13 protein-coding genes are annotated in these 13,877 nt (G+C 70.2%); 5 read left to right on the forward strand and 8 right to left on the reverse strand.

The window, feature by feature from the left end; all coding sequences use genetic code 11:
• The first annotated feature begins 8 nt into the window (after positions 1–8).
• Positions 9–833 carry an SDR family NAD(P)-dependent oxidoreductase gene (locus EDC64_RS07930; protein WP_132030725.1) on the forward strand — a complete coding sequence of 275 codons (825 nt, stop codon included), beginning with the start codon at positions 9–11 and terminating at the stop codon, positions 831–833.
• Between the two features lie 110 nt (positions 834–943).
• Here EDC64_RS07930 and EDC64_RS07935 read toward each other — a convergent pair whose 3' ends face one another.
• A complete protein-coding gene (locus EDC64_RS07935) occupies positions 944–2,563 on the reverse strand; it encodes a class I adenylate-forming enzyme family protein (RefSeq protein WP_132030726.1) in 1,620 nt (539 codons plus the stop codon).
• Positions 2,564–2,565: 2 nt separating this feature from the next.
• Positions 2,566–3,345, reverse strand: a complete 780-nt coding sequence (locus EDC64_RS07940; protein ID WP_132030727.1) for an enoyl-CoA hydratase-related protein — start codon at positions 3,343–3,345, stop codon at positions 2,566–2,568.
• A gap of 312 nt (positions 3,346–3,657) precedes the next feature.
• On the opposite strand from EDC64_RS07940, the gene EDC64_RS07945 reads away from it, so the two are divergent.
• On the forward strand, positions 3,658–5,307 hold the full coding sequence (locus EDC64_RS07945) for a sigma-54 interaction domain-containing protein (RefSeq protein WP_132030728.1): 1,650 nt from the start codon (positions 3,658–3,660) through the stop codon (positions 5,305–5,307).
• 101 nt (positions 5,308–5,408) lie between these two features.
• A complete protein-coding gene (locus tag EDC64_RS07950) occupies positions 5,409–5,759 on the forward strand; it encodes a DUF4286 family protein (RefSeq protein ID WP_132030729.1) in 351 nt (116 codons plus the stop codon).
• 48 nt (positions 5,760–5,807) lie between these two features.
• Here EDC64_RS07950 and EDC64_RS07955 read toward each other — a convergent pair whose 3' ends face one another.
• Positions 5,808–7,208 carry an FAD-dependent oxidoreductase gene (locus EDC64_RS07955; RefSeq protein ID WP_132030730.1) on the reverse strand — a complete coding sequence of 467 codons (1,401 nt, stop codon included), beginning with the start codon at positions 7,206–7,208 and terminating at the stop codon, positions 5,808–5,810.
• Positions 7,209–7,473: 265 nt separating this feature from the next.
• On the opposite strand from EDC64_RS07955, the gene EDC64_RS07960 reads away from it, so the two are divergent.
• Positions 7,474–9,033 (forward strand): FAD-dependent oxidoreductase, encoded by a 1,560-nt coding sequence (locus EDC64_RS07960; protein WP_132030731.1) that lies wholly within the window; start codon positions 7,474–7,476, stop codon positions 9,031–9,033.
• Positions 9,034–9,091: 58 nt separating this feature from the next.
• Positions 9,092–9,328: a hypothetical protein gene (locus EDC64_RS07965; RefSeq protein WP_132030732.1), complete on the forward strand. Its 237-nt coding sequence runs from the start codon at positions 9,092–9,094 to the stop codon at positions 9,326–9,328.
• A gap of 36 nt (positions 9,329–9,364) precedes the next feature.
• Here EDC64_RS07965 and EDC64_RS07970 read toward each other — a convergent pair whose 3' ends face one another.
• The 5 genes from EDC64_RS07970 to EDC64_RS07990 all read right to left on the reverse strand — a co-directional run bounded on the left by EDC64_RS07970 (position 9,365) and on the right by EDC64_RS07990 (position 13,833).
• Positions 9,365–10,339 carry a tripartite tricarboxylate transporter substrate binding protein gene (locus tag EDC64_RS07970; RefSeq protein WP_132030733.1) on the reverse strand — a complete coding sequence of 325 codons (975 nt, stop codon included), beginning with the start codon at positions 10,337–10,339 and terminating at the stop codon, positions 9,365–9,367.
• Between the two features lie 11 nt (positions 10,340–10,350).
• Positions 10,351–10,911 carry a DUF4286 family protein gene (locus EDC64_RS07975; RefSeq protein WP_132030734.1) on the reverse strand — a complete coding sequence of 187 codons (561 nt, stop codon included), beginning with the start codon at positions 10,909–10,911 and terminating at the stop codon, positions 10,351–10,353.
• A 23-nt stretch (positions 10,912–10,934) separates the two neighbouring features.
• A complete protein-coding gene (locus EDC64_RS07980) occupies positions 10,935–11,987 on the reverse strand; it encodes an SDR family oxidoreductase (protein WP_132030735.1) in 1,053 nt (350 codons plus the stop codon).
• 152 nt (positions 11,988–12,139) lie between these two features.
• Positions 12,140–12,868 carry a DUF4286 family protein gene (locus EDC64_RS07985; protein WP_132030736.1) on the reverse strand — a complete coding sequence of 243 codons (729 nt, stop codon included), beginning with the start codon at positions 12,866–12,868 and terminating at the stop codon, positions 12,140–12,142.
• Entirely contained in the window at positions 12,865–13,833 is a 969-nt protein-coding gene (locus EDC64_RS07990; protein WP_165933687.1) for a tripartite tricarboxylate transporter substrate binding protein, read from the reverse strand. Before EDC64_RS07990 ends, EDC64_RS07985 begins: the two co-directional genes overlap by 4 nt.
• Between the last annotated feature and the right edge of the window lie 44 nt (positions 13,834–13,877).

Consider the following 13,877-nt stretch of genomic DNA (forward strand, 5'->3'; position numbering starts at 1 on the left):
AGGGGACGATGGAAAACGGACGCCTTCAGGGCAAGGTGGCGCTGATCACCGGCGGCGCCGGCGGCCAGGGCCGGGTGGAGGCCGAGCTGTTCGCCCGCGAGGGCGGCGCCGTCCTCGTCACCGACATCGACGCCGCGGGCGGCGAAGCGGTGTGCGCCGCGGTCCGCGCCGCGGGCGGGCGGGCACAGTTCCAGCGCCACGACGTGTGCGATCCGGCCGGCTGGCAGGCCTGCGTCGCCGCCGCGCAGGCGGCGTTCGGGGGGCTCGACGTGCTGATCAACAATGCCGGCACGATCAGCCGCCACGGCATCGCCACCATCCCGCTCGATTCCTGGAACCGCACGCTCGAGGTCAATCTCACCGGCGTCATGCTCGGCATGCAGATCTGCGCCCCGGCGATGCGGGCGCGGGGCGGCGGCTCGATCGTCAACGTCTCCTCGATCGCCGGCATGGGCGCGCATTACGACGCCGCCTATTGCGCCAGCAAATGGGCGGTGCGCGGCCTCACCAAGACCGCCGCGATCGAGTTCGTGGACTGGGGCATCCGGGTCAATTCGATCCATCCCGGCCAGATCGTCGAGACCAGCTTCTTCCGCGACGGCGCCCCCGGCCATGCCGAATCGGCCCGCCGCGCCATTCCCATGCAGCGCCAGGGCACGCCGCTGGAATGCGCTTATCTCGCTTTGTTCCTCGCCTCCGACGAAGCGAGCTTCATCACCGGCGCCGAGATCGCGATCGATGGCGGCTTCACCGCCGGGGCGGCGATCTGGATGCGCTCGCGCATGCGCGACGAACTCGCCGCGGCCGAGCGCGCCGGGGCGGCCGCGGGCTGACCCCGTCCTGAAAAAAGCCCTCCCCGTCAGGGCGGGGAGGGCTTCAGAGGTGCCCGGAAGGAGGTTCGAGCGTCCGGGCCTCGGGAGCGCGGCGGCGGCGCCGCGCAATTTCAGGCGCTGCGCGCGACCGGCTTGAAGCGCACCGGCACGGGCTGGATCTCGCCGTGCCGCACCATCTCGACCAGCGACCGCTTCAGGATCTTGCCGCTCGCGGTGAGCGGGAAGGCGTCGAGGGCGAGGAAATATTCCGGCATGTCGAACTTCGACAGGCCGAGCGCGTCGAGATGGGCGAGCAGTGCGTCCGGCTCGACCGTGCCGATCACCGCGAGGCAGGCGCGCTCGCCGAGCCGGTCGTCGGCGACCGGGAAGCACGCGGCCTTCTGGACCTCGGGGTGCCGCACGGCCAGCGCCTCGATCTGCGCGGGATAGATGTTGTGCCCGCCGCGGATGATCAGGTCCTTCAGCCGCCCCTCGATCTTCAGATTGCCGGCGGCGTCGATCACGCCGAGATCGCCGGAAAGGAACCAGCCGCCGGCATTGAAGGCGGTTTCGGTGGCCTTCTGATTGTCGAAATAGCCGAGCATCAGCGCCCCGCCCCGGCCGCCGATATGGCCGACTTCGCCGGGCGGCAGTTCGCGGTCCTCATCGAGCGGGTCGAACACCTTCACCTCATAGGCGCGCCCGCCGCGCCCGCAGGTCGAGATGATGGTGTCGTGGTCGTCGGTCGGGTGGGTGTATTGGTGCGAGGAGTTTTCCGTCATGCCGTAGATGTTCTGCGGCTTGATTCCCTGCCGGACGAAGGCGTCCGCGACCGAGGGCGGGATCGGCGCGCCGGCCATGTAGAAGATGTCGACCGCCCCGAGGCGGGGCAGGCCGCGGGCCTTCTGCTCGGCGAGGATGTCCATGGCATGGGTCGGCACGCCCATGATGTAGGTGGCGCCGCTCTCCAGGATCCAGTCGAGCCGGGACATGCCGGCCGGCGGCAGGTCGGTCACCAGGCGGCAGCCGGCCAGCAGCCATTGCGCCACCGCCACCCAGGCGATGTGGTGCGAGAGCGGGGAGAGGGTGAGCAGCACCGTGTCCGGCCCGTGGCCCCAGTCGCGCACCAGGTCGCGGGCATTGGCGAGCAGCGAATTGTCGGAATGCATGACGCATTTCGGTGCGCCCGACGTGCCCGAGGTGAAGGCGAGATAGACGACCTTGTCGGGGTCCGAGGAGGGCGGGGTGCGGTACGGCCCGGCGCCGGGGAAGGTGTCCGGCGTATAGACCACCTTCAGCGCCGGCAGGGTCGAGAGCATCGCCTCGAAATCCACCCGGTTGCGGTCGGCGCCCCAGCCGGGTTCGGTGACGAGGCAGCGCGCCGAGAGCCGCTCCAGCAGCGCCGCCACTTCCGCGCAGGTATAGGTGCGGTGGAGCGAGGGGTTGCAGGCGAAGCCCTCGCGCGAGCAGGCGAGGAAGGTGATCACCGCCTCGATGCGGTTGTTGGCCCAGACCGACACGCGGTCGCCGCCGACCAGCCCGTAGGCGCGCAGATCCGCCGCCATGCCGTCGACGCGGCGGCGCAGCTCCTCCCAGGTCAACCGGTTGGCGCCGTCCTGGAGCGCCACCGCCTGCGGCCGTCCGGCGGCATGGCGCGCAAGCAGGTCGTAGAAGGTGTCGCCCTGCCACACGCCCTCGGCATAATAGCGCCGGGCGGCGGCGGGATGATGCAAGGTGAGGAAGGGGCGCACGCTCACCTCCCGAACTTGGCGGCGTCGGGCTTCCGCTTGTTCCGGAAGCTGTCGGACAGTTCGTGGCTCTCCTCGCTTTCGAGATAGGAGCGCAGCAGAAGATCGTGGGCGACGCGGGCGAGGCCGGAGACGCCGCCGTGCCGGGCGTTGAAGGCGCCCTTGATCGAGGCGAGGGCGAAGGCGCCGCGTTCGGCGACGGCCATCGCATAGGCCCGGGTTTCCTCCGCCAGCCGGTCGTCCGGCACCACCTTGTTGATGAGGCCCATGGCGAGCGCCTCGGCCGCGGTGATGCGCGGGTTGAGATACCAGATCTCCTTGGCGCGCTTCTTTCCGACGAGGTCCTCGAGATACCAGGTGCCGTAGCCGGCATCGAACGAGCCCATCATCGGCCCGACCTGCCGGAACACCGCGCTCTGCTTGGCGATGGTGAGGTCGCACACCACCTGGAGCACGTTGCCGCCGCCGACGGCGAAGCCGTTGACGCTGGCGATCACCGGCTTCTGCAGACGGTCGATCGCCTCGTACATTTCCAGGGTCGGCAGCGTGCCGGCATAGAGGGTGGTGTCCTCCATGCCGTCCTTGCGGCCGCCGATGCAGAAGAATTTGTCGCCCGCGCCGGTGATCACCAGAACCCGGGTCCGGGTCTCGCGCCGCATCGCCTCGATGCAGTCGCGGATTTCATGGCACATGGTCACGGTGAACATGTTGCCGTCGTCCGGGCGGTTGAGCGTGATCGTCCCGACCGGCCCGTCTTCGGCGTAGAGGATGGTTTCGTAATCCAAGGGACGTCTCTCCTGTGTCGGCGCGCGCGCCGCGGCCGTTGCCCGGCCTGTTCGATGTGCCGAAGGACGGCACGGTCCGTGCAGCGGGCGCCAAGGCCCTGGCGCCGGTTTCCCGGCCGCCGGCGCTCTGCCGCCGGGCGTTTGTGCTGACAGAGCAATGTGCATGCCAGCCGTGCGTTCCCGCGGCGGGGCCTGCGGGGACGTTTGAAAGATGGCTGCGCCACGGACTGGCGCAACCGCGCATGTCTTTGAATGCAACACGCGACGCGCTAAAGTGTCGCTAATAAAGACATAACAGTGGGAGTGACGCATATGGAGGCCGAAAGCGGCGTCGTGGAAGGCCTCGCGGTCCTCAAATCCGACGGATCCGTCTTATATTCCACAGGCTTGGCGGGCGATCAGCGGGTCCGCTCCCTGATGGCCGACAAGGCCTGGATGGCGAGCGCGCGGCACCACCGCCTGCAATCGCTGACCCTCGACCGGCGGTCCTATTCGGTCCTCGTCACGCCGATGCGCGGTGCCGAACTGATCGTATTCTCCGCCCTGACCGGCCAGGCGGTGCTGGAATTCCTCGGTTCGGTGGATTTCGCCTACGACATTCTCGAACATCTCCTCACCGATCCGTTCGACGCCATGACCGTGGTCGATGGCGAGGCGCGCGTCGCTTATGTCTCGCCGGTCCATGAGCGCTTCTTCGGCCTGTCGCGGGGCGAAGCGAACGGCCGGCCGGTGCGCGAGGTGATCGAGAACACGCGGCTCGACAAGATCGTCGCGACCGGCCTGCCCGAGGTCGGCGAGATCCAGCACATGCGCGGCTCCGAGCGGGTGGTCTCGCGCGTGCCGATCCGCCGCGACGGGCGGATCGTCGGCGCGGTCGGCCGCGTCATGTTCAAGGGGCCGCAGCAGGTGGAGGCGCTCGCCCGGCGGGTGAACGCGCTCGAAAACGAGGTGCGCTTCTACAAGCGCGAGGCGGCCGCGCTGCGCACCCGCTCCTACGGGCTCGACGAGCTGATCGGCGAAAGCCCGGCCATGCAGCGCTTGAAGAGCGAATTGACCAAGATCGCGCCGCTCAGCATCCCGGTTCTGATCCATGGCGAGAGCGGCACCGGCAAGGAACTGGTGGCGCATGCGCTGCACCGGCTCAGCCCGCGTCGCGACGCCACCCATGTCATGGTGAACGCGGCGGCGCTGCCGGCGACCCTGGTCGAATCCGAACTGTTCGGCTACGAGCCCGGCGCCTTTACCGGCGCCGACCGCAAGGGCCGCAAGGGCAAGTTCGAGCAGGCGGCGGGCGGCACCATCTTCCTCGACGAGATCGGCGACATGCCGATGGAGGTCCAGGCCAAGCTGCTGCGCGTGCTGCAGGACCACATGGTCGAGCGGATCGGCGGCGACCGGCCCTATCAGGTGGACTTCCGCCTCGTCACCGCCACCAACCGCAATCTGCAGGATCTGGTCGGGCAGGGGCAGTTCCGGCTCGATCTGTATTACCGGATCTCGCCGATCTCGATCGAAGTGCCGCCGCTGCGCCGCCGCATCGACGACATCCCGCAGCTCGTCGCGCATTTCCTGAAGGAGGTGGCGGGGCGCCACGGCTATCCGGTGCCCGAGGTCGAGGAGAGTGCGCTCGCTTATCTGATGGAGCAGGCCTGGCCCGGCAATATCCGCCAGCTCCGCCACGAGGTGGAGCGCGCCTTCGTGTTCGCCGAGAACGGCCGGATCAGTGCCGACACCTTCGTCGGCCACAGCGACAGCTTCGTGCCGCCGGTGGTGCCGCCGGAGGAGCGCGGATTGCTGCCGCGCCGGGGGGAATCGCTCAAGTCCAATCTCGGCCGGGTCGAGGCCGAGCTGGTCCGCGAGGCGCTGGTCCGCCACAAGGGCAACAAAAAGCGGGTCGCCGAGGAATTGGGGATCTCCCGCTCCTATCTCTACAAGCTGCTCGACGAGGGCATGCGGCTGTAACGCGCGACGGGAAACGAGGCCCGGCGCCGGCTCTGCCGCCCGCGTCCCGCCGGCATGGCACGCGCCTTGCTGCATCGGGGCAAAGCAAAGGGAGGCGCCCTGTGAGCGGCTATGTGTATCTCGCCCATCTCTCCATTCCGCGCGACATGGAGGATGCCTTCAACGCGCTGTATGACAGCGGCTATGTGCCGAACCTGCTCCAGGTGCCCGGGGTGCGCGCCTGCCGGCGGTTCAAGCTGGAATGGTCGGACAGCGAGATGCCGGAATATCTCGCTTTCTACGAGGTCGACAGCCCGGACGTTCCCAAGTCCGCGGCCTGGAAGGAGGCCTCGGTGCGCTGCGGCTGGGCCGAGAAGATCCGCCCGCATCTGACGACGCGGCGCCACGGCCTATTCCGCGAACTCTCGCAGGCCGAGAGCGAGGCCGCCTCGGCGATCCCGCCCGGCACCTGAGCCGCCGCGGTCCGGGCCGCTCCGCCCGCTTGACGTGCGCGCCGGCGCTTATTGCGCGCCGGCGACGTGCGCGGTGGCGCGCAGGCCGAACACGCCGGCTTTGGCGAGGCCGCCGAGATAGACGCTGCCCGCGCCGCCCTCGATGCCGCCGGTCGCGGCGCCGGCCGCGTAGAGGCCGGGGATCGGCGCGCCGTCCCGGCTCAGCACCCGCGCGTCGGGATCGATGATCAGCCCGCCCATCGTATAAGTGATGCCGGCGCACAGCGGCATGGCGTAGAACGGCCCGTTCGTCAGCGCCGCCGCGCCGTAGGCGCCGGTGGTGCGCGGCGGATCGAGCGCCGCCTGGGCGGCGCCGCCGGACGCGGCGGCGGCATTGTAGCGGCCGAGCGTGTCGGCGAGCGCGTCGGCCGGCAGGCCCGCGCGGGCGGCCAGCGCCGCGATGTCGTCGGCGCTGTGGATGGTCGCCCCGGCGCGCGCCAGAAGCGGATTGGGCGGTATGCGCGCGGCGCGCCCGGCGGTCTCCCACACCGCATGGTCGAAGATCAGGGTCGTGGAGAGCGGATCCTCCCGCCCGGCGACCGCATTGGCGAGGAACACGCCGCTCTGGCCCTCGTCGACGAAGCGCCGGCCGTCCGGCCCGACCAGGATGCCGGCCTGCGAGATCGCATCGACCTCGGGATAGGGCCACATCTTGTCGCTGGTCATGGCGTCGCGCGACAAGAGATGGCCGTAGAACGGGGCCAGCTCCGACACTGCGGCGCCGGCCTCGACCGCCATGCGCAGGCCGTCGCCCATCGCGGTCGCGGCGCCGCGCTGCTTCAGGCGGTCCGGGGCGGGGGAAATGTGCCCGCGCACCAGATCGGGATCGGCCTGGAAGCCGCCGTCGCAGATCAAGGTGGCGCGGGCGACGACGGCGAGAGGCCCGGTCGGGCCTTCCGCATCGACCCCGGTGACCGCGCCTTCGGCGATCCGCAGGCGGAGCGCGCGGGTCTCGGTCAGCAGCGTGCCGCCGCACGCCGCCAGCCGCTGGGCGAGGCTGCGCAGCAGGATATCGGGGCCGCGGCCGAGAAAGTCGATGCCGGCGGTGATGGCGCGGGGCGGCGCCAGCGTCCAGTTCTGCCAGGCCGGGCCGGGGCGCACGAAGCGCGCGCCATGGCCGCGCAGCCACTCGATAAAGGGGCCGCAGCCGGTGCCGAGCGCTTCGGCGAGGCCGGGCGCGATCTGAGGCCGGCGCGCCTTTATCGCCGCCACCAGCTCGGCGGCGGGCGCTTTCCCGTCGGTATAGGCGATGTGGATGATGCCGCCCGACATGCGGGTGTTGCAGGGATAGCGCTCGCCCGCGCCCTTCTCCAGGACGACGACCTTCAGGCCCTTTTCGGCCGCGTCCACCGCCGCCACGAGGCCGGCCATGCCGGCGCCCACCACAACCAGATCCGCGCTGCGTTCCATCCCGAAACCCGTTCTTGCCGGCGGGTCGCGCCCGCGCCCGGTCCGCTGCACCTTCCGTGCCAGGACCGGGGGCGAAAGCCGCGCCGCTGCGATGTCGTCGGCGCGCCGCCCGCCTGTCCGCGCAGCGGCCAGTTGCCGGCAAAAGTGTCCGCGCCGCGGACAGGCGACCGGGCCGCCGCCGCGGGGCCGGGCGCCGCGGCGGCATGGCACGTCGCTTGCGACGCCTCGCCCACAAAACACGGCGGGGGCCGACGGGAGTGAGACGATGGATGCGGTGAGGACGGCGCCGGCCGTTGCGGGCGCGCGCCGCGACGGCGGGACCTTCGACGTGATCGTGGTGGGCGCGGGCGGCGCGGGTCTCGCCGCCGCGATCGAGGCGCAGAGCCTCGGCCGCTCGACGCTTCTCCTTGAAAAGGCGGAGAAGATCGGCGGCACGACCGGCCGCTCGGTCGGCTCCGTCGCCGCCACCAACACCTCGCACCAGATCCGCAAGGGCATCAAGGACAGCCCCGAGGAGCATCTGCGCGACCTCGGCGCCTTCAACGCCAAGCTGAACCTGCCGGGCAATCCGGTGTTCGCGCGCATGCTGGTCGAGAACGTGCCCGACACGTTCCGCTGGCTGGAGGAATCCGGGCTCGAATTCTTCGGCCCGATGACCGAGCTGCCGCACCGCAAGCAGCGCATGCACAATGTCATCCCGGATTCGCGCGCCTATCCGTTCCATCTCGGCCGCCGCGCGCGCAAGCTCGGCGTCGATATCCGCACCGCGGCGCCGGTCGAGGAGCTGATCCTCGAGGACGGCCGCGTCGTCGGGGTGGTGGCGACGATCGCCGGGCGGGCGACCGCGTTCCGGGCGCGCGGCGGCGTCGTGCTGTCGTGCGGCGATTACAGCGCCGACGGCAAGAGCCGGGCGCGCCACATTTCACCCACCATGGCCAACGTGACCCCGGTCAATCCTTACAATACCGGGGACGGGCACCGCATGGTGGAGGCGCTCGGCGGGCGCATCATCAACGGGCATCTGCATTTGTCGGGGCTGCGCTTTCCGCCGCCGCCGCCGAAATGGTACAGCCGCATCCCGCCCTATCGGCCGGTCGCGCGCTTCATGCGCTGGGCGCTGGAAAACCTGCCGGGCGTGGTCACCAACCGGCTGATCACCGGCTTCCTCACCACCGTCCTCGTGCCATCCTACAAGATGTTCCATGAGGGCGCGATCCTGGTGAATGCACGCGGCGAGCGCTTCACCGACGAGACCCGCGATTCCGCCGCCGAGATGGGCGCCCAGCCGGACCAGAAGGCCTATATCCTGCTCGACGGGCCGCTGGCGCGGAAGTTTTCCGGCTATCCCTATTATGTCTCCACCGCCTCCGGCTTCTCCTACGCCTCGATGGAGGATTACCGGCAGAACCGGAAGGACATCTTCCACGAGGCGCCGACCCTCGCCGGCCTCGCCGGGCAGATCGGTGTCCCGGCGGCGGCGCTGGAGCAGACCCTGGCGACGCTCAATGCCGAGCGCGCGCGCGATCCGAAACCCGGCCGGCCGGAACTGAAGGAGGGACCCTATGTCGCCCTCGGGCCGGTGCGCTATTACATCAACTTCACCGATGGCGGCCTGGCGGTGAACGAGCGTCTGGAAGTGCTCGGCGCCGGCGACCGGCCGGTTCCCGGCCTCTATGCCGCCGGCCTCACCGGCATGGGCGGGGTGCTGCTGGAGGGCCATGGCCACCATCTCGGCTGGGTCTTCACCTCCGGCCGCATCGCCGCGCGCCATGCCGCCTACCGCGTCACCACCGCCGATCTGCCCGAGGCGGGGCCGGCGCTCTGACCCCCCTTCGGAACCGGGCGCGGGGCCGTATCGGCCCGCGCCGCGAGAGGACGCCCTGATGGACATGCCCGATCTGCCGACCTATCCCGCCCTCGGCTTCCTGGTGAAGCACGGCAAATGGCTGTCGCTCCTGGTCGCCGCTCTGCCGCTGCTCGGCGGTCTCGCGGCGGTGCTGTCGGGCGGGCCGCTCCTGCTTCTCGCGGCGGGACTCGTGCTCGCCCCGCTCCTGCTGCTCTTCATGCTGACTTATGTCGAAATGGCGCGGGTGATCTCCGACACCATGATCCCGCGCTGAACCGGGGACGCCCGCGCGGGCGCCCCCGGCGGAGCGTCATTCCGGCTTCATGCCGGCGAGGTCGGCGACCTCGCCCCAGAGCTTCACTTCCTTGTCGAGATAGGCGGCGAACGCCGCCGAACTGGAGGGGCGCGGCTCGAATCCGAGGCCGAGCATGGTCTCCCGCACGCTGGGCTTGGCGAGGATCTCGGAAATGTCCTTCTGCAGCTGGGCGATGCGCGCCGGCGGCGTCTTGGCCGGGGCGAGGATGCCGTACCACAGCTCGACGTCGAACTCGGCGATGCCCTGTTCCTGCACGGTGGGCACGTTCGGCATGAAGGCGGCCCGCTTGGCGCTCGACACCGCGATCGCCCGCACCTTGCCGGCGGAGATGAAGGGCAGTCCCGACGACGGCGCGCCGAAATACATCGGCACATTTCCCGCCGCGACGTCGGCGATGGCCGGCGCGCCGCCGCGATAGGGCACGTGGGTCATCTTGATCCCGGCCTTGGCGTTCAGCAGCTCCATCGCGAGGTGCGGCGCGGTGCCGATGCCGGAGGAGGCATAGTCGATCTGGCCGGGCTTCGCCTTGGCGAGCGCGATCATTTCCTTCAGGTCCTTGGCGGGGAATTCGGCCGCCACGGTCAGGACCAGCGGGCCGGCGCACACCAGCATGACCGGGGCGAAATCCTTCACGATGTCGAAGGGCAGGTCCTTCTTCACCTTGGGCAGGATGGCGTGGGCGCTGGTGGTGAGGAAGATGGTGTTGCCGTCGGGATCGGCCTTGGCCGTCGCGAGGGTCGCGCTGATGCCGCCGCCGCCGGCCTGGTTCAGCACCACGACGGTCTGGTTCAGTTTCGGCTGCAGCTCGCCGGCGATCAGCCGGGCGACGATGTCGGTGCCGCTGCCGGGCGGGAACGGCACGATGATGCGCAGCGGCGCCCCGCTCTGGGCGAGCGCGCCGCCGAGGGCGACGGCGGAAAGGAGCAGCCCCGCGAGCGCGGCGCGGGCCCCCCGTGCGAAGATGGACATGGCGCGTTTCCTCAGTTTTCTCTTTGGGTGAACATGAAATAGGTGCGGTTGGTCTGGAACTGCCGCATGCGCAGCATCCAGGGCGTGAAGTTGGCCCGGGTCCAGGCGTCGAGCGCGTAGATGGCTGCGTCGGTGACGTGGTAGAGCGCCATGTAGCGGGGCGCCCCGCCGGTTGTTGCGCGGGCCGCGAAGCGCCGCGCCGCGATCATCCCCGGCACCTGCGAGAGCAGGGGAATGTGCTCGGTCGTGTACCAGGCGTTGAACTCCTCCTCGACCGCCGGCTCGACGTCCATCGAGGTGAGGATCAGGCCGCCGGCCTCCTCCGGCGAGGGCCGGTCGCCGGGCACCAGCTGCACCAGGTCCCAGGACAGGACCGGCGTCCCGCGCGGCGCGGGCACCGCGTCCGCCGCCGCCTCGTCGAGCGTGATCCAGAAGGGCGGGTCGGCGATCAGGCCGCGCGTCTCGCGATTGGTGCGGCCGCCCTTCCAGACCTGCCGGGTGATGCCGGGCACGGGCGCGGCGGCCGGGGGCGCGGTGTCGTAGACGGCGAGCCCGAGCCCGAGCGCGCCCATGGGATTCTCCTGCGCCGCGCCGCTCACGGGAGCACGCCGGCTTTGGAGAAGACGTTGAAATAGCGAATGAACTCGTCTTCGGTGCGGACCGTGCGGGTGAACCCCGCCTGGCGCGCTTTGGTCATGTCCGACATCATGTCCCAGTGCGGACCGAAGACGAAATCGCCGTAGGACCACAGCGCGAGCCGCTCGTATGGCGGCGCCTTCAGGCCGTGGCGGCGCACGATGGCGTCCCAGACCGGCGCCTTGTCGGCCATGGCAGCGGCGAGCTTCACGGTCTTCACCGGCCCGACTTCCATGCCGAAATGGCGCGCGAAGGCCGGCCAGAGCCGCTCCCAGCGGATATGGTCGCCATTGATGATGTTGAACGCCTGATTGGCGCAGGCCGGGGTCTCGCTCATCCAGAGAATGGCGTCGACCAGATGGTCGCTCGACGTGCACTGATAGAGCGCGCGGTAATTGGCCTCGGTGCCGGGGAAGCACAAAGGCAGGCCCATTTCGCGGCAGATCAGGGCATAGACGGCGATCACCAGGACCAGATTGCGCGGCGTGTCGGGCACGGCATGGCAGATGCCGTGGGGCCGCGAGGCGCTCCAGGTCCAGGAGCGTCCCGGCTGGCGCGCGGCGACGTAATCCTGCTGAGCGTAATAGAAGGTGGTGCGCACCGAGCGCGGATCGTCCTCGCGCGCCGGGGTCGGGAACGGCCCGATATCGGAGCCGTACCATTTGGTGCCGTGGACCAGATGCACATGGGCGAGGCCGGGCGCCTGCGCCTCCAGCGGCTCCAGCACGTTGCGCAGCATGGCGAGATTGGTCTCGACCGGCTCCGGCTGGTTCGCCACATGGTCGAACCGTCCCGCATAGAGCAGGTGGGTCGCACCTTCGAGACCGGTGAGCCGGGCGCGGCACGCCGCGGTGTCGGTCAGGTCAACCGGGATGAAGCGCACACCGGGCACCTCGACCGGCCGGCGCGCCAGCGCCACCACGTCCCAGTCGGGCCGGCGCGCCAGTGTGTCCGCCAGCCCCCGGCCGATCACGCCGGTCGCCCCTGCGATCACGGCAAGCTTCTTCGTCATGCTTGGCTTCCTTGCGCCCCCGCGCGGTGTCGTTTCCGCGCCCTGCCGTTCCCGCGCGATCGGTCGCGATCGCGCGCTCTGTCGTGCGTGCGTCCGGGCGGGATGTCGCCCGGGTCATCTGCCGCGCCGGCCAAGCCGGCCGTGGCGTCGGCTCAGACCGGCGCGACCCGGTAGAGCTGCTGCAGGAAGGCCGGGCCTTCGAGCGGCGCGGTGCTGAGACCGGCGAGCGGCGCCCGCGCGCGGACGGCCGCGATCGCGGCGCGGAGCGGCACCATATGGGTGGCCTCGACGAACAGTCCGGCTTCGAGCCTGCGGTCGCCCTGGCGGACATGGCCGCCGGTGGAGCGCGCGGCGAGGCTGTCGTCCCGCCAGATGGTGCGGGCGGCGACGATGCCGGGCCGACGCATCAGATCGGGGATGACATCCTCCGCGAGGGTCCGGTCGAGCGGCTCGGCCGCCTCGGGCGCCGGCGCGAGGGGCAGCACCGCGAGGCAGGCCCCCTCGGCTTCGCCGGTGGCGTGCGCGATCCGGCCAATGGTGCGGATCACGTTGCGGAACCGCAGGATATAATGCCGGCTGCTCGGATCGGGATCGCCCACCATGGCGAGATAGGCCGCGGACTGGAACACGCCGGTGTCCCAGGCCTCGTAGAAAGCGAGGTATTTCGGCCCCTCGCTCCCCGTATTCTCATAGCGGCGGCCACGGATGAAGCCTGGCAGCCCGAGGATGCGATCGCGCATATGTTCGCGATTGTACCACTCGTTGAAGCCCGGCTCCTCCGCCGGGTCGATGTCGGTCCAGGTGAACAGCACCGCCCGCGCGACATGTGGGGCGGCGCCGCTCTCCCTGGCACCGCGTTCGGCCGGCGCGCCGTCGCTCACGGCCCGACCGCCCAGAGCGCTTCGACGGTCTTCTTCTCGTCGGCGACGAAGGTGCGGACCTTCGCGGCGTCGTGGAAATAGGGGACCATGCCGATATTGGCGAGCTGGCTCTGGAATTTCGGGTCCTTGGAGATGGTCGCGAGGCCCTTGTTCCAGGCGGCGACGACGTCCTGCGGCAGGTTCGGCGGGCCGGAGACCGCGAACCAGAACAGGATCTGCACGGCGGGATAGCCGACCTCCGCCATGGTCGGCGTGTCGGGCAGCGGCGGGAAGCGGCCGTCGGAGGCCACGGCCAGAACCCGGAGCTTGCCGGACTGGAGCAGCGGCGAGACCGCGCTCCACGAGCCCGCGCCGAGCATGACATGGCCGCCGGCCGTCATGGTGACGGCCTCCGAGCCGCCCTTCGAGGCCACCGGCCGGGTGCGCTTGATGTCGACGTCCGCCGCCTTGAACAATTGGCGGAAGGTATAGTCCTGCGCCCCGGCGCCGCCGAGCGAGGTCCAGGTGAAGGTGCCGGGATCGCTCTTCAGGCGGGCGATGGCGTCCTGCATCGTCTTGAACGGCGAATCCGCCGGCACCACGAAGATCATCGGCGTCTGTGCGACCATGCCGGCGAAGCTGCGGTCCATCACCGGGTTCGGCGGGTTCTTGACGACGACTTCCAGCATCGAGCTGGAGGCCGGGGAATCCGCCAGCATGGTGTAGCCGTCCGGCTTCGACCGCATCACCTCTTCCACCGCCGGGACGGTGTTGCCGCCGGGCTTGGAGACCACCCGGACCGGCACCTTCCACAATTCTTCGAGCGCCTGGCCGACCGCGCGGGCGGTGAGGCCGGTCGAGCCGCCGGGCGCGAACGGCACGATCAGGTCGATGGCCTTGTTCGGATAGGCCGTCTGGGCACCGGCGGAGGCCGGCAGCAGCAACATGGCGAGCGCGAGCCCACCGGCGAGATGCGTCAGGCGCATGTTCCACTCCCTCCGCCGACCTGTGGGGTGGCGGTTTTGTTGTT

The sequence above is a fragment of the Aquabacter spiritensis genome (assembly GCF_004346185.1).
GTDB lineage: Bacteria > Pseudomonadota > Alphaproteobacteria > Rhizobiales > Xanthobacteraceae > Aquabacter > Aquabacter spiritensis.

Coding starts and splice junctions, on each gene's coding strand:
- EDC64_RS07930 (WP_132030725.1), top strand. CDS start 9: ATGGAAAACGGACGCCTTCAGGGCAAGGTGGCGCTGATCACCGGCGGC.
- EDC64_RS07945 (WP_132030728.1), top strand. CDS start 3,658: ATGGAGGCCGAAAGCGGCGTCGTGGAAGGCCTCGCGGTCCTCAAATCC.
- EDC64_RS07955 (WP_132030730.1), bottom strand. CDS start 7,208: ATGGAACGCAGCGCGGATCTGGTTGTGGTGGGCGCCGGCATGGCCGGC.
- EDC64_RS07960 (WP_132030731.1), top strand. CDS start 7,474: ATGGATGCGGTGAGGACGGCGCCGGCCGTTGCGGGCGCGCGCCGCGAC.
- EDC64_RS07965 (WP_132030732.1), top strand. CDS start 9,092: ATGGACATGCCCGATCTGCCGACCTATCCCGCCCTCGGCTTCCTGGTG.
- EDC64_RS07970 (WP_132030733.1), bottom strand. CDS start 10,339: ATGTCCATCTTCGCACGGGGGGCCCGCGCCGCGCTCGCGGGGCTGCTC.
- EDC64_RS07975 (WP_132030734.1), bottom strand. CDS start 10,911: ATGGGCGCGCTCGGGCTCGGGCTCGCCGTCTACGACACCGCGCCCCCG.
- EDC64_RS07980 (WP_132030735.1), bottom strand. CDS start 11,987: ATGACGAAGAAGCTTGCCGTGATCGCAGGGGCGACCGGCGTGATCGGC.
- EDC64_RS07990 (WP_165933687.1), bottom strand. CDS start 13,833: ATGCGCCTGACGCATCTCGCCGGTGGGCTCGCGCTCGCCATGTTGCTG.